Below are 20,860 nucleotides of genomic sequence, written 5' to 3'. Positions count from 1 at the left end.
AACAGATACTGGATGAATAAGTTTCCTCACTACGGAATCCTGACCGGAACAGTGGTCTGGCTGGCGGGCCTGTTGATGGCCGGTTGCCAGACCACCGACCGCGTTGCGCCCCTGGCCGAAAAAGATTCGGTCGTTCTTTATACCACCGGCCAACTGCTCGACCTGCAGGCCCATCGCTACGTGGCGGTTTACTGGGAACAGGACAACATGCACCGCCTGGAACTCGGATCGGCGCGGGAAACCGGCTGCTACGGACTGCAAAAGCAGGGCAACGACCTGTATATTGTTGGGTATTACGTCGATCCGGCGGACGAGCGGGTGAAACCGTGTTATTGGAAGAACGGCCACAAAATTGATCTGCCCCTTCCCGCCCATCTGGTCTTTGACAAAGCCGGGCTGCGTGACCTCCAGTTTTTTCAGGGTGCGCTGTATTTGCTGGGAAGCATTGATTTACAGCCAGTTATTTGGAAAATAAAAGGAAATTCGGCACCGGAGCTAATTGTTCTGAAAGGATTTCCCTCGGCCGTGGAAGGCGGAGAACTCGGCACGGGAAACCTCGCTCTGCACAACGACCAGCTCTTTATTGGTGGGGTTCAGGTGCTGGAACAGAATGGCGCGTTTGTCGTTCATCCGGGCTACTGGACGATCGATCGGCGCGATTCGGTCCGGTTTCAGGAAATTGACAACCGACCAGTCAAATCACTCTCATTTTACATTCTGCCGTCGGATCAAGGTGTTTTTATAGCCGGTGAACGGAACGACGTCCGGGATCGCTCGGCACCCACCCCGACGATCTGGAAAAACGGCACCCGGTTTCAACTCAGCCAGCCCGTCGATCCGGCATCGCAGCGGCTGCACGAAATGCAAACCGACCGCCAGGGCCATCTCCACCTCAACATTCTCGATTACCGCCGGTTTTTGCCCGTCGCCTGGCGGGTAAGTCCAACCGGCGAAGTGACCGAAACCCTGCTGCCCGTTCCCAACGGAGCCACGCGGGCTTTTTGTCAAAACCTCGCTTTGGTCACCGACACGCCCTACTACAGCGGGACGTATGAACTGGGCGGAAAATACCACGCCTGTTTCTGGATCGGTAACCAGCGCACCGAAATGGAAACTGCTGACGGCAGCTTTCTGACGCTCAACCGGATGATTGCCATTTCGGTAAAACAATAAAAAAAACCACCTCTGCCGCGCGGAGGTGGTTTTCCAGTTTGTCTAATTCTATGGTATTACTCGGCGGGGGTGTTCAAAACCACCGACCGTACGGGTGTGGAAACCGGCTGAGTCGCCACGTTCACCTGTTTGCGAATCGCGCCCTGAGCCGACTTGAATTCCAGTTCGTAGGCACCATCGGCCAGATTTTTCATGTCCAGTTTGGCCGCGTATTTCAATTCTTTTTTCGAAATCGTTTCCTGAAAAATGATTTCTTTTTTGTCGTTTCGCAGCAGAACCATTACCGGCTCCGCGGCTGATTTTACGACGGATACCCGAATCTTGTTTTCAGAAGTCACATAGGCGCTGGCGCCAAAGGGCAGTGCGCTGGGCGTAGTGGGCTCACTCAAAACCGGGGCGCTCAACAGCGCGGTACAGATCAGATTACTCAGGAGATTGAACATGATGTTGTTTACGTTTATGTATTTGTTGTTGTTAAGTATGATTCAAAAGTTGTTGCTTACGTGTTCGGTTAGCTGTATTCCAAACGCCGTGCCAACATCATAACTATCTGATAATCAATAGATAAAAATTATTCTCCAAAAATCAAACTGTACGAAGCCGGACAGTTTCTGTTCGCTGCCGGACAAAGATGTCCGTTTGGCTTTCGCACGGCGATTCTGTAGTTTTGAGTAACCCCAACCAACGCGTTCTTCGATGAAATCAACGCTTACACTTCTGATAACGACCATGCTTCTGACGGATCTCGCGCCAGTGAACGGCCAATCCATTGCGGAAAATCCTTTTTTCACCGCCTACACCACGCCTTTTGGCGTACCGGCCTTCGACAAAATCAAACCGGAACACTTCGAACCGGCTTTTGAAGAAGGCATTAAACAGCAGGCGGCTGACATTGCGAAAATCACCAGCCAGACCCAGGCACCCACCTTTGCCAACACCATCGAAGCCCTGGAAGCGGGCGGTGATCTGCTCAGCCGGGTGAGCACGGTATTTTTCAACCTCAACAGCGCCAACACCAGCGAAACACTGCAAAAAATTGCGCAGACGATTGCGCCGAAACTGGCAAAAAACGGAGACGACATTGCGCTGAATCCGGCCCTGTTCAAGCGGGTAAAAACCGTATACGATCAGCGGAACCAACTCAAACTGACCGGCGAACAACAGCAGTTGCTCGAGAAAATGTACAAGAATTTCGTGCGGGGCGGGGCCGCTTTGACCACCGACAAACAGGATCGGCTGCGGAAAATCAATGAAGAGCTTTCGGTCCTGACCCTGAAATTTGGTCAGAACCTGCTGGCCGAAAACAACGCCTACACGCTGGTAATCGACAAAAAGGAAGACCTCAGCGGTCTGCCCGCGTCGCTCGTTGAAGCGGCTGCCAATGAAGCCAAAAAGCGGAACACCGAGGGCAAGTGGATTTTCACCCTGCAAAACCCGAGTATCATGCCGTTTTTGCAGTATGCCGACAACCGGGCACTCCGCGAGCAGATTTTCCGGGCGTATCTCGAACGCGGCAATCACAACGACGAGCGTGACAACAAGGCACTGATGGCCAAAATGGTAACGCTTCGGGCCGAAAAAGCGCAGTTGCTGGGCTACGAAAACCACGCGGCTTTTGTGCTGGAAGAAAGCATGGCTTCAACGCCGGCCAAGGTGAGTGAACTGCTCAATCAACTCTGGGCCGCAACGGTTCCCGTGACGAAACAGGAAGCCGCCGAGTTGCAGGCGCTGATGGACAAAGAGGGAAAGAACGAAAAGCTGGCGAGTTGGGACTGGCGGTATTATGCCGAAAAACTCCGCAAGCAAAAATACGCCCTCGATGGCGAACAGCTCAAACCGTATTTCTCGCTCGAAAACGTTCGTGAAGGCATTTTCATGCTCACCGGGCGGCTCTACGGTTTGCGCTTCGAACGGCGGACGGATTTGCCGGTGTATCACGAAGAAGTGACGGGCTACGAAGTGAAAGAAGCCGACGGACGACACATCGGCATTTTGTACATGGATTTTCACCCGCGCGCCAGCAAACGCGGAGGGGCGTGGATGACCAGTTACCGGCGGCAGGAAGTGGAAAAAGGAAAGAAAATAGCGCCGGTGATTTCCATCGTCTGCAACTTCTCGCGCCCGTCGGGCGACGCCCCGGCTTTGCTCAGTCTGGAAGAAACCCGGACGTTTTTCCACGAATTTGGCCACGCCCTGCACGGGTTGCTTTCCAACGTTACCTACGCCAGTTTGTCGGGAACGTCGGTGCCGCGCGACTTCGTGGAACTGCCGTCGCAAATCATGGAAAACTGGTCGGAGGAAGCGCAAATGCTGAAACTCTACGCCAAACATTACAAAACCGGCGCGGTGATTCCCGATGCGTTGATCGAGAAAATCAACAAAAGCAGTCTGTTCAACCAGGGTTTTGAAACGACTGAATACCTGGCCGCGTCGCTGCTCGACATGGATTACCACACGCTGAAACCCGGTGAGGTACCAACGGATGTTCTGGCATTCGAAAAGCAGTCGATGGATAAAATCGGTTTGATCGACCAGATTCCCCCGCGCTACCGGAGCACGTATTTCCAGCACATTTTCGCGGGCGGTTATTCGGCGGGTTATTACAGCTACATCTGGTCGGCGGTATTGGATGCGGATGCCTTTGAAGTCTTTAAGCAAAAAGGATTATTCGATCAGAAATCCGCCCAGTCGTTCCGCAAAAACGTCCTCGAAAAGGGCGGTACCGACGAACCGATGACGCTCTATAAAAATTTCCGGGGCTCCGAACCGGATATTAAACCGCTGCTTCGGCGCCGGGGGTTGCTGAAGGTGTTGTAAAGGGGTTTACCTGGATGGATCAGGATTTGCAGGAAAATGGTGTAGGACTTTTGCTTTTTGCCCCTAACCCCCTGAAGATGACTTGGACGCGACTCCTCCAGATGCTAAAAGTCCCCTTCAGGGGATTTAGGGGCAAAAAGCAAAAGTTTAACAGAATTTCAGACATAAGTTCTATAGTGAATGAAAATCATAGTTATGGCCTTGGCCACCCTTTTATTGGTTGCTTCCTGTAAAAAAACGAACGACGCAACACCCGCTTTTACAGAATCGAAAATCAGTTTAACCACCCACAAACTCACATCGTTCTCGGCAATAAAAAATTCTAAGTATTTAGTTGTTTTTGAATCCGGATTGGGCAACGACCATACGGTATGGACTGATAAAGCTGTTGCTTCACAAATAAACAGCAACTTTGATGTCCTCCTATATGACCGGGCCGGTTATGGAAAATCAGAAAATGGCCCATCCCCAAGAAATATCGACCGGTTACGAAGCGAATTGGAAAGCGTGATCAATACGTTTTCAAACGGAAGAAAGGTCATATTGATCGGACACTCATTAGGTGGTTTGATCATAAGAGATTATGCAATTAAAAATCCCCTCAAAACGGCCGCCCTGTTATTTGTTGATCCCTCTCACGAATTTTATAACCGTCCCTCGCAGGCGGAGGAAGATATGCATTACGAAGCTATGAAAAATGCCGGTGGTGCAAATTTCGGAGGGACACTTGAAGCCCGGGATTTGATAGAAGACTTACAATACACCAGCAAATTACCCTCTTTGCCAAACGTACCAGTGATTGTGCTAACCAGTATGCAAGTGGATGCCACTCATCCTTTATCAGACAAGAAAACCTTTTATAATGCACACGAATTATTAGGAAAGGATGTAACCGATTTCACTCATGTTACCACCACAAAATCGGGACACTTTATTATGATTGACGAACCGACCCTGGTAATTGACAATTTCAAATTATTGATTTCAAAATTGCCATAAAATTGCTTTTCTGCTTACCACAAACGCCATTATGAAGAAATACCTGCCTGGCCTCCTGCTGGCTTTCTCCCTGATTTCCTGGACGATCGACGAAGTTCCCCAGGCGGTGATTACCAACGACGCCATTAAGGCAACGCTGTATTTACCGGACGCGAACACAGGCTATTACCGGGGTACGCGCTTCGACTGGTCGGGCGTGATTGCCAATCTGGAATATAAAGGGCACAGCTATTTTGGGAAGTGGTTTGAGAAGTACGATCCGTATCTGCACGATGCGATCAGCGGCCCGGTCGAAGCGTTTGATCCGATTGGTTACGATCAGGCCAAAACCGGCGACCTGTTTGTGAAGATTGGCGTGGGCAGTCTGCGGAAACTGGATGAGGGGCCGTATAAGTTTGTGGCACCTTATAAACTGATCGATGGCGGCAAGTGGTCGGTTCAGAAAAAAGCCGATCAGGTGCGGTTTACCCATGTGTTGAAGGATGCGGCCGGGTATTCCTACGAATACGAAAAAACTGTGAAGCTCACCAAAGGCAAGCCCGAACTGATACTGGAACACCGCCTGAAAAATACCGGCAAACAGCGCATCGAAACCGCCGTTTACAACCACAATTTTCTGGTGATCGACCAGCAGCCGTCAGGACCGGATTTCCGGGTTCAGTTTGGGTTTCCGGCCAAACCGACCGGCGATTTGAAAGACATTCTGGCCAGTAAAAATCAGGAACTTACCTTTTTAAGACCGCTCCAGAACCGGGAAAGCATCTATACGCTCGTGGAAGGCTACGGAGCGAGTGCCAATGATTACGACATCCGGGTTGAAAACACCAAAACCGGCGCGGGCGTCCGGATTCGGAGCGACCGGCCCCTATCGAAACTGGCGTTCTGGTCGAATCCGAAAAACCTCTCGCCCGAACCCTTCATTGCGATCGATGTGGCACCGGGTCAGGCGTTTACGTGGAAAATCAGTTATGAGTTTTACACGATGGAGCGGTAAAGATCAGTCCATACCGCTACCATCCTTCAAAACCGCCAAATTACTTCCTGCCTTTTTTGACTAGCTAACGGGCTGCCATTCCACAGCGTCGAACTTCGGCAGCTCAATTTTGGCCAGCAGTTCGTCTTCCAGCAAAGCCGCCCATTCGGTCAGATAAGCCACAACGTCGTCGCGGTGGTTGTGGCGCAGGTAACGTTTTTCGATGGGGAAACGAGCCAGCACCCGCCGATCGGTCAGCTTTTCGAGGTTCTTTAAATCTTCAATCGCCAAACCAGCCTGTAGCATTTCACTGATTACCAGATCAATCGGCATGTAGCTCGTGGGACAATAGTCGGCCACCTGCTCATTCCAGTCGCCGTAGCGCTGCATGGCGTAGGCGTGAATCTGGGCTTTGGTCAGTTTGGTCAGTTCCTGAGCGAGGTTGCCGCAGTTGCAGCCGCCCATGTGGCCCCATTCATACGGAGCGCCTTCCTGTAGTTTCCGGGCTGTCCGGCGCAACGCATCGATCAGTTCGGGATTCGGTCGTGCCATGGTAGTACAAAGTTTACGATTTTACCAACCCAACAGATTGTGATTTATTTTTGTTTCCTGCAAAAACGTCGCTTTCAGCAGAAAAGGTCGCTATTTTTTCTGAAAACCGGCCTACTCAAACCAGGTAAATACCGTCTTCCTTAATCGCAATCTTCCGTTCCCGAAACAACGCCCCGATGGCTTTCTTGAAGGTCTTCTTGCTCATCTCCAGCGTCTGGTAAATGGCATCCGGTTCGCTGTAATCGTTGAGTGGCAGAAAACCGTTCTGCTCTCTCAGCGTGGCCAGAATCCGCTGCGCATTCGGCTCCACGTTTTCGTACCCCGGTTTTTGCAGGCTCACATCAATCCGGTTATCGTCACGAATGGTCTTGATGTAGCCCGTCAGCCGGTCGCCGGGATACACCTGCCGGAACACCTCGTTCGCGTAGACCAGCCCCCGGTAGCGGTTGTTGATGATGACGTTGATGCCCAAATCGGTCGGTTCCCAGGCCAGCAGCGACACCTCCTGCCCTTCCGTCAGGTTCGGCACTTCCGAATCCAGAAACCGGTTGAGCCGACTCGACGCCACCAGCCGGTCGGTTTCGTGATCGAGGTACAGATACACGACATACCAGCGGCCCACTTCCATCGGGCGGCTTTGCTCGCGGTAGGGCACCAGCAAGTCTTTTTCCAGTCCCCAGTCCAGAAACGCGCCCACGCTCGTGACCGAGATCACCTGCAAACGCGCAAACTGATTGCGCTGAATTTTGGGCGTCAGCGTGGTGGCAATAATCCGGTCTTCCGAATCGGTATAAACGAACACGTCGATCGGATCATCGACCCGCAGCGATTCCGGCACGTATTTGTTGGGAAGCAGGATGTCATTGTCCTCATCGTCGCCCAGAAAAACCCCGACGCTGGTTTCGCGGAGGGCAATCAGGGTATTTATTTTTCCAATTTGTATCATTCGAAACGGTTTTTCAAGCCCTTTTTACTTCTTCTGCCGGTCGGCCCAGGCATCCATTTTGTGTTCCAGCACATCCAGCGGCATACAACCGTCTTTCAGGAATTCGTCGTGGAAAGCCGCCAGATTGAACTGGTCGCCCAGTTGTTTTTCGTATTTGGCCCGCAATTCCCGGATTTTCAACGCCCCGATTTTATACGACAAGGCCTGCGCCGGAATGGCCATATACCGCTCAATTTCGGCCACCGCGCCCTGTTCCGCAATCGGTTCGTTGTCCATCATATACTTGATCGCTTCCTCGCGGGTCATCTGTTTGGTATGAATCGCCACATCGACCACCAGCCGGATCGCCCGGTGAATTTCGTCGCTCAGCGCGCCCATGTACTGATACGGATCGGTGTAAATGCCGAGTTCCTTGCCCAGCGATTCGCAATACAACGCCCAGCCTTCGCCGTAGGCACCATACCACGCAAACCGCCGAAATTTCGGCAAATCCGTGTTTTCCTGTTGCAACGAAACCTGGTAGTGGTGGCCCGGAATGGCTTCGTGCAGAAACAATGACTCCATGCCGGACGTAACGTTGAATTTAGCCGCATCCGGAATCGGAACGTAGAAAATACCGGGGCGACTGCCATCCGCCGACGCCGGGTTGTATTCCGCACTCGCCGAGGCTTCGCGGAATTTCTCCGTCTGCCGGATTTCGAATTTCGACTTCGGCGTTTGGGTGAACATCTTCGCCAGATTCGGCTCGATGCGCACCAGAATCGTGTTGAAAGCCGCCAGTACGTCTTTCGGCTGTTTATAGGGATAAAACTTCGGGTCGGTTTTGAGATGGGTGAAAAAATCATTCAGCGAACCGGAAAAGCCCACCTGCATTTTCACTTTCTCCATTTCACCCCGAATCCGGGCCACTTCTTTCAGGCCGGTCTGGTAGATTTCCTCCGGCGTTTTGTCGGTGGTCGTCCAGGTTTTGACCAGTTCTTTATACAAGTCTGGTCCTTGCGGAACGACATCGATGCCCGACGTGGTGCGCGCTTTGGGCAGGTATTCCTGCTGTAGAAAATCGCCCAGCTTTTTGTACGTCGGCACGATCTGTTCCAGAATCGCCTTTTTATACGCGGCTGTCAGGCGGTTTTTATCCGCTTCGCTAAAGTCTTTCGGCAGGTTCTTGATCGGGCCGTAAAACAGACTCTGGGTCGGATCGGTCACCACCAGATCGGTCATCTGCGGAATCATTTTCACCACCAGACTTTTCGGCCAGATCAGGCCGGTTGCCATGCCTTTCCGGAAATTGGCCACGGCGGTATCACCCCAGACCTGAAAGGCCGAAACCCGCTTCAGCCAGTCGTCGTAATCCTTGACGGTTTTGAATGGCTGCGCCCCCACTCCGCTGCCCAACTGACCAAACGACAGCGTCAGCCCTTCGAACTGCGAAAATGGCACGTATTCGAGGTGAAACTTAAATTGATCCAACTGCAGTTCCAGCTCTCGTTTCAGAATATCGTACGAAATTTTGTCCTGATCCGACAGTTTTTCGCGATCAAAGGCTTTTATTTTGTCGAGATAATCGGTGTAAAATGCTTTCGTCCGGGCGAGAAATTCCTGCGAAATGCTGTTGGGCAGCAAATCGTTGTAGCGGTTGTCGCCCTGATAGGTCGCTTCAATCGGGAACAGCTTCAGGCGTTCTTCGTAATAATCGTCGACGGTTTTTGCGAAATCGGCGTTGGCAGCCGTGTTTTCCTGTCCGGTTTTAGAGTTACAAGCCATCATCGAAGCCATGAGCAGAGCGGATAGAAGGAGTAGTTTCATGATCGAATCGCATTCGGCAAAAGTTCAGAGCGGAAAGTTAGCCATAAACCGCCAAAAACCCTGACAGCGGTCAAAGACCCTGACAACGGTTGAACAGCCCGGTTTATTCCCTCTTTTCCCTATATTTACTCCTTATTCCTTTAACCGACAACGCGTTCATGCAAGCCACCCTTTCTCCTCCGGTTATACGGACCAAAATCCCCACGTATATCTACGCCGTGGTGTTCTCCTCGCTCTGCATCGTGTGGGGTCTGCTCTGGGACATCATGTGGCACATGAGCATTGGCCGCGACGGCCTGTTTGCGCCCCCGCATCTGCTCATGTACATTGGAGCCGTCGTGGCGGGTGCTTTTTCCGGGTTTAAGATTCTGCAGTTGACCTTCGCCAAAAGGAACCCCGAGCGAACCAGTTCCGTCCGGTTCTGGGGCATTTTCTACGGATCGCTGGGTGCCATGTACTGCGTTTGGGGTGCCCTGACCATGCTGACCTCCGCGCCCTTCGACGACTGGTGGCACAACACCTACGGCCTTGACGTCCAGATCCTGACTCCTCCGCATACGGTTTTGCTGATTGGCATGATGACCGTACAATTCGGGGCCATGATTGGCGTGCTGGCGTTGCAAAACCGGGTGACCAACGGCCTTTTGTCAGACAGTGAATGGAACAAGAAACAGGCCCAGCGGCTTAAGATCATGTTTACCATTGCCGCCGGTCTGCTGTTGAGCATTCTGTATACGATGCTCGCCGAAAAACTGGGGCAGTGGGCTTCCCACCATTCGTCTTCCTACATCACCATCGGCATTGCGTTTCCATTTTACCTGCTGGCGGTGGGCCGCGCGTCGTCACTCCGCTATCCGATCACCCTCACGGCGGCTGCCTACATGCTGACGATGCTGATTCCGAGCTGGATTCTGCCTTTCTTCCCGGCCACGCCCCGGCTTGGCCCGGTTCTGAACCCCATTACCCACTACCAGGCCTTCATGTTTCCACTCTTGCTGGTCATTCCCGGTTTTGTGCTCGACAAACTGCTCCACCGATTTGGTAGCGGCAAGCTCAACGACTGGCTTCTGGCCGCGCTCACCGGCACGGTTTTTATGCTGGTTATCACGGTGGTTCAGTGGTATTTCGGCGAATTTCTCCATACATCTCCCTACGCCCAAAACGGTTTTTTCTTTTCCGATTCCATGTCGTACGGAGAAGATCCTACCTGGCCCTACCATCACCAGTTTCATCCCCACTGGTTGCAGTCGACCCCGGACTTTTTGAAAGGCATCGGGATTGCCATTCTGTGCGCCATCGGGTCGGCCCGGGTGGGGTTGCTGTGGGGCAACTGGATGAAAAGGGTGCAACGCTAAGAGTTAAAAGTTATGAGTTAAAAGTTAAGTAAGACGGTGTGTCCTTTCAAAATGAAGAACTTCCTGGTGCGGGTACTGTTGTATTCATTCATTCTCTCATTCACGCATTCACGCATTGCCCTCGCCCACATCGGTAGTCCGGGGGTGCTGGTGCAGAAGCAGGCCGGAAAATACCAGGTGCTGGTGAGCGTTATTCCGCCGGATGTGGTGCCCGGAACGGCCAAAGTAACGGTTTTTGTGGAAAGCGGCCGCGCGTCGTCCATTCTGGCACGGCCCATCTATTTTTCGTCTGGCGACGAAGGGGCACCGGTTTACGACGAGCTTCAACCCGTGGGTGAAAACCGCTACGAAGGCATCGTCTGGATGATGGATTCCGGCTCATCCAGCATCGAACTGAACATCGACGGCCCCGACGGAAAAGCCTCCCTGGTGGCCCCGGTTCTTTCGGTTCCGACCAAAATGGAGCCCATGCCCACCGGAACCGGCGTTGGTTTGGCGGCTCTCGGCATTTTACTCGTTGTCCTGTTCATTACGACGGTGGGGGCAAGCCTGGCCGACGGAACGCTGAAACCGGGTCAGTCCGTACCCACTTCCTACCGCCGGAAGCGGCTGGTCGGCATGGGCATTGCCGCCATTCTGCTGGGCGTTGGCCTGACCGGCTGGCGGACATGGTGGACGAGTTGGGCGGATGAATATCGTAACCACGAATTGTATGCGCCGACCCCCATTCAGTCCACCGTCAAAGCAGCAGCCAACGGACAGCCGGTGCTGGCGATCCGGATTGACACCTCGCACTTTGCCGAAGGCGGCATCAAACGCCGTCGACTGGGTTTCATCGTGCCGGATCACGGCAAGCTGATGCATGTTTTTCTGGCCCGAACGCCCGGACTCGATGCCTTCGCCCACCTCCACCCCGACCGGAAAGAACTCGACCAGTTTGAGTCGAACTTGCCCGATTTGCCCGCAGGCCAGTATCTGCTCTATGCCGATGTGGTGTTCCGCAGCGGTTTTGCCGAAACCCTGACCGACACCATCACGATTCCCGATCGTTCCCAAAAAACCGCAGCGAATGGTAAAAATCGCGTGGAAACAGACCCGGATGATAGCTGGCTGGTGACAGAAGCCCTGGGCGTCAAACCCAATGCCGTGGGGGTACCGCATCTGGACGACGACATGGTGCTGTGCGGCATACCGGGTGCCAGTTCAAAGCTGAGCGACGGTTCGACCCTGCTCTGGACCGACAAACCGGCTGCCGTGTTGGAAACCGGAACACCCTATGTTCTCAAATTTGCCCTGGCCGACGCCCAGGGCAAACCCGCGCCCCTGGAACCGTATCTGGGGATGGGCGGTCACGCGGCCATTGTCCGTTCCGACGGCACGGTGTACATCCACCTGCATCCGGTGGGGACGTATTCGATGGCGGCCGAATCCTTTCTGGTCGACCGCATTGCCGACACCACGCGCCGGTTTCAGTATCCCGATGCCACCCAGTTCCGCGACAGCATCGACCGCTATGTGGCCCGGCTGAAACAGTTGCCCGAAGCGGAGAAAAATGCGTTGTTGCTGGCGGGGATGCCCGCGATGTCGCACCCGATGAAGGTCAACAACATGGTCGAATTTCCGTATGCTTTTCCCCGATCCGGCCATTATCGCATCTGGGTGCAGGTCAAACGCAATGGGCAGGTGCTGACGGGCGTTTTTGATACGCAGGTGAAGGACGGTTTGCTCTAATCGTCTATCTTTACGAAAAGTCAACTTTGCGTTATGAGAATTGTGTTTGTATGGAGTCTTTTTTTTCTGACGACAACCGTTTTTGCTCAAAATAAAAAACCAGCGATAAAATCCGGGCCGGGCCAGCAGGTGTATGAACAGTACTGCCTCACCTGCCACCAGGCCGACGGCGGGGGCGTTCCGAACCTGAATCCGCCCCTGAAGCAGACCGACTGGGTGCAGGGCGACAAAACCCGGCTGATCAACGTCATTCTGAAAGGACTCCAGGAACCGATCGAAATCAACGGGGAAACGTTTGACAATGTGATGCCCGCCCACGATTTTTTGTCCGACAAGGAAATCGCTGATGTTCTGACTTTCATTCGCAACAGTTTCGGAAACAAAGCCGATGCCATTACGGCGGAGGACGTGAAGAAAGTACGAAGTGCAAAATAAAACCGTATGAACCGATTGCCCGGCTCCGTTGGATTACACCAATTAAAAGGTTAACTAGGATGGTCGATTAAAAGCGACCTTACCCGTTCCGTGATTCCTACAACCCATGAAAACGTTTCTAGTCTCTCTCCTGTTCGTGGCCGGTTTAACCGCTTCGGCCTTTGCCCAACCCAAGTCGCCGGTGGGCCTGCAATTGTATAGTTTTCGGGAGCAATTCCCGAAAGATGTTCCCGGAATGCTGGCGAAAGTCCGCCAGATGGGTTTTCGGGAAGTCGAACTGGCCGGAACGTACGGAATGGAACCCGCAGAATTTCGGAAACTGGTTGAAAAAAACGGCCTGAAACCGATCAGCACCGGGGCTTCCTATGAGGACCTTTCTAACAATGTCCCGAAGGTACTGGCCGAAGCCAAAGCACTGGGCGTCAAATACGTAATGTGTGCCTGGATTCCGCATAATGGCGACGTCTTTACGCTGGAAGATGCCAAAAAGGCGGCCGATGTGTTCAACACCGCCGGAAAACTGCTGAAAGACCACGGGATTCTGTTCTGTTACCACATCCACGGCTACGAGTTCCAGCCCTACAAAGACGGCACGTTTTTCGATTATTTAGCCGAAAATCTGGAGCCTCGCTATTGTAACTTTGAAATGGATGTGTTCTGGGTAAAACACCCCGGTCAGGACCCCGTTGCGCTTCTGAAAAAATACCCGAACCGCTTTCCGCTCATGCACCTGAAAGACCGCAAACCCGGCACGCCCGGCAACAACACCGGCCACGTCGACGTGGAATCGAACGTTGCCATTGGCAAAGGTGATCTGGGAATTGCCGAGATTATGAAGCAGGCCAAAAAATCGGGGGTCAAACACTACTTTATCGAAGACGAATCCTCGCGCTCGATGGAGCAAATGCCGGAAAGCGTAGCGTATTTGCAGAGCTTGAAGTAAGCCCTGACAGCGGTCGAAGACCCTGTCGGCGGCTGGATGGATGGTTGCCGCTGACAGGGTCTTCGACCGCTGTCAGGACTTTTTCAGGCCGAAACCTTCAGGTGTTTCCCACTGGCTTCCCGGTTTTTCTGCGGGTCGTAGGCGATGAAGAACGTCAGCCACGAACGGCGCGCCAGACGAAAAAAATAGGGCGTCAGGATCACCAGCGTGGGCACCAGCCCCATCAGGTAATAATCCAGATCGACCTTCAGCCAACTCACAAATACGAAGAAGGTGAGAAGGGTGTAGATCGTGTAAAACGCGTAACTCACAAACATCGAACCCCAATAGAATCCCGGTTCGGGAATCAGCGCTTCCCCACAATGCGAACAGTTTTCGTGCATCTCATCAAACCGGCGGCTGTAGGCACTGCTGGTAATGAAAAAGTCGCCCTGATGACAACGGGGACATTTGTTGAACACGACGCTATACAATCGATTATCTTTTAACATGGCTTGCGGACGTTAATGTACCAATTGCCGCCGGGCGGCCATCAGGTACGCAACAAAGGTACGTCATGAATCCTCCTTCCGAAAAGACAGAACCGGACAGCTATGGTACAAATCAACGATCAGGCAACCACCGACTGGCGAAACTCCGCGGGTGTTTGGCGGGTGTGTTTTTTAAAGAACCGGACAAAATAAGATGGATCGTCGAAGCCCAGCAGAAAACCGATTTCTTTCACCGACCGGGCGGTATGTGTCAACAGCCGTTGCGCTTCGATGGTCAGCCGTTCATGCAGCAACTGGCTGGCGGTTTTTCCCAGCACTTTTTTGCAGATGTGATTGAGGTAATTGGGCGTCAGGTGCATCTGTTCGGCATAGGCCGCCACTTCCCGAACCGTTAAAAACTGCTGCTCCAGCAACTCCTCATACTGCCGGATTTTGTCGAAAAGATGCGTATCGGTATCGGCCTGTTTTTCGGTATAGAGCCGGTTGGCGGTTTCGAGCAGCAGGTGGACAAACGAAAGAAAAACCTCCGTCCGGTTTGGCAGCCGGGCGTCGTATTCCTGCCAGGCATAGCGAAACAAATCCCGGAACAGGGCTGGTTTTTCGGCGACTTCCAGCAAGGGCTGGTGTTGGTGAGAATGGAAAAAGGGATACTGAAACAAGCGGTTTCCGAACCGGCTGCGGAAAAAATTGGCTTCGAAAAACAGATTGAACCCTTCCACATCGTCGGACAACTGCCAACTGTGAACCTGCCCCGGCGTCAGAAAATAAAGCTGGTGGGGCGCAATTGGATATGTTTTGAAGTCGATGGTGTGCGTGCCGCTGCCTTTGATGATCCACATCACGAGGTAAAACGTATGCGAATGCGGTTTGTCGATGCCCTTGAATTCCTGCACCAGTTTTTCCAGCCGCGTCATGTAAAAGAGCGCGTTGGGCTCGTGACGGGGGAAAGCCTGAAGGTGGTAAACCGGGACGGGCGTGGACATGGTTGTTTTTAAATTTAATGATAAATGTAAAATGATGAATGATGAATGTAAAAGTGGGCGGGCGCGTTCAAAACACTTTTACATTCATCATTTATCATTTGATATTTATCATTTCATTTTTTATCACCCGCTTTGCCCGCAGAAACCGGTTTAGCTCATAGGCATCGAAATTGGGAGCGGTGGGATCGACGCTGGTGACCCGGATGTGGCCCGATGCGTGAATAAACTCGTTGTTACCAATCCACATGGCGACGTGAACCACGCGCTCGGGTTTATCGGCGGTGGCGGGTTCGCCGAAGAACAGCAGGTCGCCGGGTTTGAGCTGAGCAAAGGTTTTGTTGGGCGTTTCGATCAGTTCGCCCTCGTTCACCTGCTGCGACGCATCGCGCGACAATTGCTGCCCGTTGAGCAGGTAAACGGTTTTGGTAAAACCGCTGCAATCCATGCCTTTCACCGACGTGCCGCCCCACAAATACGGAATGCCCATCAGGCTTTTCGCCGTGCTGACCAAAGACTCTTCCGTGGGTTTGGCGGTTTCTTTCCACCGATCGAACCGCTGGGCTTCCCGTTTAGGAACATACCCCGTCCGGCCGTCGGGATACCGGACCTGAAAATATTGCCGGTTTTCTCCGACCAGCACCAGCGTATTGCCGGCCACAATGTCGGATACAGTTTGGGATCGTTTGCCCGGTTCGCTGTAAACAAACCCGAAAGGCCGCGTATAGATGATTTTTTCGGCCGACTGCCATTGTTCAAAATCGGCTTTCGTCATCAGTTGGATGGCCCCCGCGTCCGTCCAGGCAATGTATTGATCGGGCGTTTGCACCTGATACCAGCCCCGGTCTTTATCCCAGACTTTCAGCGGCATTCCGAGCAGCGCCTGTGTGGACAGTTCGGCGGCATTCCGGGCATTAGAACGCAAATTGGCCACGGAAACATTAGCAATGGCGTAGGTCTTTTCGCCCAAAACCGGCGCAGGCAACAACTGAATCTGATCGACAATCGCCACATCTGCTGCTTTTAGCTGAGCGAGCAGCGCCTGTTTGGCTTCGGGCAGGTTGGTAAAACCGGTCAGTTGGCCCGATGAATCCGCTTCCACATTGAAAATCGCCACCCGTTTATCAGGTGCGTATTGCCTCCGAACGGCGTCAACAACCTGACTGATGGATTGTGTAAAACCGTCGGCGGAGATCATAAAAAGCAGCGAAAATCCAATAAAAATTCGTTTCATGGTACCCAGAAAAGAAGAAAGATAAGCGACGAAAGAGAAAATACCGATACGGAATGGTTCAAATTTCTGATTTTCATTGCTCCGGAATCGGTTGAAACAGGCATCGGTCGGCAGAAAGCACAAAAATACAAAAGCCGGAAGCAAATTCGGCTCCGGCTTTTTATAGTTTACGGTTTTTGGTTTACGGTTGGCTGACGCATGCAACTATAAATGCGTCAGCCAACCGTAAACCAAAAACCGTAAACTTTTTATTTATTTGCGTTGAAAGACAGCAGCAGTTCGTCGCCGGTTTCGGAGGTTCCGGACACGTTAAAGATAATGAAATCGCCGTCGGCATCGCCAATTCGTTCACCATCGGCATACAGCCCGAAAACTTTCCCGGATTCCCGCACTTCGACCTCCAGGTCTTCCAGCACGGGAATGGTTCCTTCGCCTTCAATCACCAGGTTTAAATTCATCACCACTTTTCCGTCTGACTTTTTGGTCAGTTTCACCGTTCCGGAAGCAACCGTTTTGCCACTTTCCACCACGGGTAATTTTTCCAGTTCGACTTCGTTGGCGCCGTTGATGAAGTGGAAAGAGCTTAGTTTGTACGTCCCCGCCACTTTGGCCGCCGGTTCAGCAGGCTGATCGGGTTTGGGATCGTCGTTGTTGTCCTTCTTACAAGCAGCCAATACGCCGAGTACAAACAGGAAAACGAGTATTTTTTTCATCAGTAGAGTTGTTTTGTTCGCTGCAAACGTAGCGTTGAACGCACCCAATCTCAATTGATGGTTACATGAATCGTCATTTTAGGCACTTGAACCGTTATCAAAAGTCACTGAATTTTTCGTTCCGGTTTCCCTATTCATCATAACGTACCCGGAACCGGCTCAAATCCGGCGGGTTGAGTCGTTTTCGTTCGACTTCATAATCGAAGATAATCCGCCCCAGATTCGCCATAAACGGGTAGCCGACGGTTTGGTAATCGTAGGCATCGTCGTTAAAAATCCCGTCTTCGTTGCAGTAAATCACCGCCGATAACAGAAACTCCACGCCCTTGTCGAAGTCCACGATGTAGGCATTGTCGATCATGTAGCCGTAGGCATCGCCCACTTTATTGAAAATCCGAACCGAGGGCGGAATTTGGCTTTTGGCATCGCCAAACACCAGAAATTTGCAAAAACTGTCGTAATACGTGGAATCGTAGGCCGGAAACTTTGACTCGCGCGGCAATTGGGACAGGTAGCGGTATAGAAACCGGTAATCGTCGGAGGTCAGGTCGAATCGTTTCCGCACCGGCACGTCATCGGGGAACAAAACCGCCTTCAGCATTTCCTGCTGGTCTTCTAGCGAAAAGTAGTTTTTTTCGGTAAAATCAAACGGTTCCTTCACCAGCGTGCCGCTTTTCAGATAGCCAACGCCCCGACGAATGGCTTTCTCGGGCCGGAAGATTTTGTCGCAAAGTTGCACGGGCTGCTGGTACAAAACCGTATCGGATTTAACCAATCGGATGGCATTGGTTTGGCGGTTTTGCCCGGGGGTCAGCGGGATGGAAAGCCGGTGAACAATTCGCAAATCCCGGTAGCCTTTATCGCGCAGCCGCTCGTTCATTTCGCATGGCCCGACAAATTCATACAGCCGGTTAAACGCATCGTTGTCACTGACCATCAGAATTTTTCGGGCGTAGTGCGCCACCGATGGCAACCCGTTTTCCGCCGTCGAATCGGCACTGACGGCAGTCTGAATTCCGGCCAGCGAGTCGGTCAGCAGGGGTGTGTAAATCGACAAACCCGGCAGTTTTTTGCTGAGCTGATTGATTTTCTCCAGCGATAAAAGAACCGCAGGCAGTTTGACGGTGCTGGCGGGATAAAAATACCGGTCTTTGTCGAGCCGGTAGCGGTAGCTTTTGAAAAGCGGGCGGTTTTTCTCGTCGCGGTTGATTTGTGTATAAATAATCTGAACGTCGTATTTGGCCGGATTGGCCAGAACCCGGCCGAACAATTCCGGGCTTTTTTTCAGGAGTTCGTCCAGAAATTTATCGGTTTGCTGGGCCGTGGTCTGAAAACCGGAAAGAGAAATCAGTATGGCAAGAACGCTAACATACCACCTTCGCCGACTTGCCCCTAAATCCCCTAAAGGGTACTTGGACGTAGAATAAACCGGATGCCCAAAGTCCCCTCCAGGGGATTTAGGGGCAAAATGCCGTGTTAGCTTTTTGATTTTCTGCTTAAAAACACCTTTAAAGATATATTCACCTCGTTGTTCCATACAGATAGTCGCCTAGTTGTTCGATGTCCTCCGGTTGGTGCATCGCATTGATGACGATGCGGGTGTTAGGCTTGTCGGTTGGCGACGGATAAGCAAACGAGTAGACAAAAATCCGGTTCGCCAACAGGGACGAATATAACTGATCCTGAGCAGTATAAAAGACCGGATAAGCGGGAATGTGCTGAAATAAATCGGAATCACCGACCCGGTTTTCAAACCGCCGGATGTTTTCAAGCAGCCGGTCAAAGGCCGCGTGGTAGAGTCCCTGAGCCTGACCAAAAGCGTAGAGGTAAGCCGGTGGTGTGGGCGAACAGGCTCCGAAAAAAGCCGTCCGGCGAATAGACGCCAGCGTTTGGGGATCAGAAAAAATGACCCCACCCGGCAGGCCCATCGCCTTCGCCAGCGACGCCGTGACAATCAGCCGGACATTGTCCCGTTTGGGTATTTTCGATCCGATGCCGCTGCCCTCCGGTCCAATCACGCCCAGCCCGTGTGAGTCATCGACCAGCAACGTAATCTCCTGATCAACGGGCAATTGATGGACCCACTCGAACGAGTAGCCCACCGAAAACAAGGCATCCAGCGAATTGAGTGCGATCACGATGTGCCGCGTGGGAGCCGTTGCCACCAGTTCCGGCAATCGCTTCGTCCAGTCGTCGAATGAAAGCGTGGGCAAACGGGTGTTCGGCTCCTGCCAGATGGCGGGATGGGCGTTCGGGCCGTATAGAAACCCAAAATCCTGCCCTTTCAGCCAGTTGACGACGGCCTGCCCCGCCAACATGCCCGACGACAGGGTCAAAGCCGCTTCGGCGCGGGCAAACGCGGCCAGTTTGACCTCCGCTTCTTCGTAAATCCGGAGTTGCAGATTGCCGTTGCGCGACGAACCGAAAACCGTGCCGTACTGCGCCATGCCTTCGATCAACAACGCCCGAAATGCCGGGTTCTGCGCCATGCCGAGGTACGAGGTTCCACTGAAAAACAAATAGTCCTGCCCGTCGAGGTCGATGGTTCGGCCGGGTAAATGGTCAATTGAATAATGCTCGGTCATGAATTGAGGATAAGATTCGCACCCGTTCCGTTTTCGTCGGCGTAAATCACCCGGCCAAAATCGAAAGTGACACCCGTTGCGGGATCGTTGGTGATGAGCAGCGTGCCGTCCATGTCGACGTAATCGAGCAGGGGCAGCAACTGCGCAATGGCCGAAATGCCGACGCTGGTTTCGTTCATGCAACCCACCATGACCTTCAGGCCCAGTTGCCGCGCTTTGTCGATCATGCGCCGGGCGGGCGTCAAACCGCCACATTTGGTCAGTTTGATGTTGATGCCGTGAAAATACCCCGCACACCGTTCGACATCACTTTCCACAATGCAACTTTCGTCGGCAATAACGGGCAGAACACTTTCCCGAACCACGCGCTTCATGCCCTCCCAGTCATCGGCTTTGAGTGGTTGTTCGATAAATTCGACGCCCAATGCTTTAAAATCCAGCGCATTCTGAATGGCCGTATCCGCTGTCCAGGCGCAGTTGGCATCCACGCGAAAAACCGCATCGGTGTGTTGGCGAAGTGCCTGGACAATGGCCAGATCGTCGGGCGTTCCGAGCTTGATTTTGTAGAGCGGCCAGGGCAATTCCTGCATTTTCAGCACCATGTTGTCCACCGAATCGATCCCGATGGTGTAATCGGTGATCGGGTTTTGGCTGGCATCCAGGTTCCAGTGCCGATAGAGCGGTTTCCCGGCGCGCTTGGCCACCAGATCATGCGCAGCTTCGTCTAATGCACACTGGGCGAACGGGTTATCTTTCAACGACGCATGCGCCAGTTGCCACAGGTCTTCAGCCGTCGTCCATTCGTTCGATTCAATCAGTCCGCGAATGCCTTCGAGGTCGTCGATCATGCGGTCGAGTGTAATGCCGTAATATTTGTTGGAAGTCGCTTCACCAAAACCGCTCAGGGGGCCGTCGCGGAGTTCAACGATAAGCGATGGCTGAACATCGCGGGAGTCGTGGGCAATGGTAAAGGTGTGTTTCAGTCGAAGGTCGAAACGGTGGAAACGGAGGGAAATGGGCATAGTTGATGTTAATAAAGAGTTTGTTTTGGTATACGGTTTTCGGTATACGGTGGCTGGCGCATGAATTCAAGAACGCGTCAGCCAACCGAAAACGGTAAACCGAAA

General features: G+C 52.7%; 19 protein-coding genes. 8 read left to right on the top strand and 11 right to left on the bottom strand.

Going from position 1 to position 20,860, the window contains the following annotated elements:
* Positions 1-12 precede the first annotated feature (12 nt).
* The gene (locus tag DUE52_RS09475; protein ID WP_114405742.1) at positions 13-1,173 is read left to right on the top strand and encodes a hypothetical protein; all 1,161 of its coding nucleotides are present in this window, start codon (positions 13-15) and stop codon (positions 1,171-1,173) included.
* Between the two features lie 56 nt (positions 1,174-1,229).
* On the opposite strand, the gene DUE52_RS09470 is transcribed toward DUE52_RS09475, so the two are convergent.
* Positions 1,230-1,616: a DUF3244 domain-containing protein gene (locus DUE52_RS09470; RefSeq protein ID WP_114405741.1), complete on the bottom strand. Its 387-nt coding sequence runs from the start codon at positions 1,614-1,616 to the stop codon at positions 1,230-1,232.
* A 253-nt stretch (positions 1,617-1,869) separates the two neighbouring features.
* On the opposite strand from DUE52_RS09470, the gene DUE52_RS09465 reads away from it, so the two are divergent.
* The 3 genes from DUE52_RS09465 to DUE52_RS09455 all read left to right on the top strand — a co-directional run bounded on the left by DUE52_RS09465 (position 1,870) and on the right by DUE52_RS09455 (position 5,983).
* A complete protein-coding gene (locus tag DUE52_RS09465; protein WP_114405740.1) occupies positions 1,870-3,990 on the top strand; it encodes a M3 family metallopeptidase in 2,121 nt (706 codons plus the stop codon).
* A gap of 180 nt (positions 3,991-4,170) precedes the next feature.
* Complete coding sequence (locus tag DUE52_RS09460) at positions 4,171-4,989, top strand: alpha/beta fold hydrolase (RefSeq protein ID WP_114405739.1); 819 nt, start codon at positions 4,171-4,173, stop codon at positions 4,987-4,989.
* A 31-nt stretch (positions 4,990-5,020) separates the two neighbouring features.
* A complete protein-coding gene (locus DUE52_RS09455; RefSeq protein WP_114405738.1) occupies positions 5,021-5,983 on the top strand; it encodes a hypothetical protein in 963 nt (320 codons plus the stop codon).
* Positions 5,984-6,043: 60 nt separating this feature from the next.
* On the opposite strand, the gene DUE52_RS09450 is transcribed toward DUE52_RS09455, so the two are convergent.
* The 3 genes from DUE52_RS09450 to DUE52_RS09440 form a co-directional block, all read right to left on the bottom strand.
* Complete coding sequence (locus DUE52_RS09450; RefSeq protein WP_114405737.1) at positions 6,044-6,514, bottom strand: hypothetical protein; 471 nt, start codon at positions 6,512-6,514, stop codon at positions 6,044-6,046.
* 115 nt (positions 6,515-6,629) lie between these two features.
* Positions 6,630-7,460: a CvfB family protein gene (locus tag DUE52_RS09445; protein ID WP_114405736.1), complete on the bottom strand. Its 831-nt coding sequence runs from the start codon at positions 7,458-7,460 to the stop codon at positions 6,630-6,632.
* A 24-nt stretch (positions 7,461-7,484) separates the two neighbouring features.
* A complete protein-coding gene (locus DUE52_RS09440; RefSeq protein WP_114405735.1) occupies positions 7,485-9,266 on the bottom strand; it encodes a DUF885 domain-containing protein in 1,782 nt (593 codons plus the stop codon).
* Positions 9,267-9,424: 158 nt separating this feature from the next.
* On the opposite strand from DUE52_RS09440, the gene DUE52_RS09435 reads away from it, so the two are divergent.
* From DUE52_RS09435 to DUE52_RS09420, 4 genes are all read left to right on the top strand, one after another.
* Complete coding sequence (locus DUE52_RS09435; RefSeq protein ID WP_114405782.1) at positions 9,425-10,621, top strand: hypothetical protein; 1,197 nt, start codon at positions 9,425-9,427, stop codon at positions 10,619-10,621.
* Positions 10,622-10,672: 51 nt separating this feature from the next.
* A complete protein-coding gene (locus DUE52_RS09430; RefSeq protein ID WP_114405734.1) occupies positions 10,673-12,352 on the top strand; it encodes a DUF8832 domain-containing protein in 1,680 nt (559 codons plus the stop codon).
* Between the two features lie 33 nt (positions 12,353-12,385).
* Positions 12,386-12,787 (top strand): c-type cytochrome, encoded by a 402-nt coding sequence (locus DUE52_RS09425; RefSeq protein WP_114405733.1) that lies wholly within the window; start codon positions 12,386-12,388, stop codon positions 12,785-12,787.
* Positions 12,788-12,893: 106 nt separating this feature from the next.
* Positions 12,894-13,730 carry a sugar phosphate isomerase/epimerase family protein gene (locus DUE52_RS09420; RefSeq protein ID WP_114405732.1) on the top strand — a complete coding sequence of 279 codons (837 nt, stop codon included), beginning with the start codon at positions 12,894-12,896 and terminating at the stop codon, positions 13,728-13,730.
* Positions 13,731-13,813: 83 nt separating this feature from the next.
* Here DUE52_RS09420 and DUE52_RS09415 read toward each other — a convergent pair whose 3' ends face one another.
* The 7 genes from DUE52_RS09415 to DUE52_RS09385 all read right to left on the bottom strand — a co-directional run bounded on the left by DUE52_RS09415 (position 13,814) and on the right by DUE52_RS09385 (position 20,749).
* Positions 13,814-14,221, bottom strand: coding sequence for a DUF983 domain-containing protein (locus tag DUE52_RS09415; RefSeq protein ID WP_114405731.1), 408 nt, complete (start codon positions 14,219-14,221; stop codon positions 13,814-13,816).
* Between the two features lie 119 nt (positions 14,222-14,340).
* Positions 14,341-15,204 carry a helix-turn-helix domain-containing protein gene (locus DUE52_RS09410; RefSeq protein WP_114405730.1) on the bottom strand — a complete coding sequence of 288 codons (864 nt, stop codon included), beginning with the start codon at positions 15,202-15,204 and terminating at the stop codon, positions 14,341-14,343.
* Positions 15,205-15,298: 94 nt separating this feature from the next.
* Positions 15,299-16,435, bottom strand: coding sequence for a C40 family peptidase (locus DUE52_RS09405; protein WP_114405781.1), 1,137 nt, complete (start codon positions 16,433-16,435; stop codon positions 15,299-15,301).
* A gap of 248 nt (positions 16,436-16,683) precedes the next feature.
* Complete coding sequence (locus tag DUE52_RS09400; protein ID WP_114405729.1) at positions 16,684-17,148, bottom strand: hypothetical protein; 465 nt, start codon at positions 17,146-17,148, stop codon at positions 16,684-16,686.
* Positions 17,149-17,278: 130 nt separating this feature from the next.
* Complete coding sequence (locus DUE52_RS09395; protein WP_114405728.1) at positions 17,279-18,685, bottom strand: serine hydrolase; 1,407 nt, start codon at positions 18,683-18,685, stop codon at positions 17,279-17,281.
* Positions 18,669-19,733, bottom strand: coding sequence for an aminotransferase class I/II-fold pyridoxal phosphate-dependent enzyme (locus tag DUE52_RS09390; RefSeq protein WP_114405727.1), 1,065 nt, complete (start codon positions 19,731-19,733; stop codon positions 18,669-18,671). Before DUE52_RS09390 ends, DUE52_RS09395 begins: the two co-directional genes overlap by 17 nt.
* Positions 19,730-20,749 carry a dipeptide epimerase gene (locus tag DUE52_RS09385; RefSeq protein ID WP_114405780.1) on the bottom strand — a complete coding sequence of 340 codons (1,020 nt, stop codon included), beginning with the start codon at positions 20,747-20,749 and terminating at the stop codon, positions 19,730-19,732. Before DUE52_RS09385 ends, DUE52_RS09390 begins: the two co-directional genes overlap by 4 nt.
* Positions 20,750-20,860: the final 111 nt, after the last annotated feature.

The sequence above is a fragment of the Larkinella punicea genome (genome assembly GCF_003334855.1).
GTDB classification, from domain to species: domain Bacteria; phylum Bacteroidota; class Bacteroidia; order Cytophagales; family Spirosomataceae; genus Larkinella; species Larkinella punicea.
Note: the sequence above shows the minus strand (reverse complement) of the source record. Positions and strands in the feature narration are given on the sequence as shown.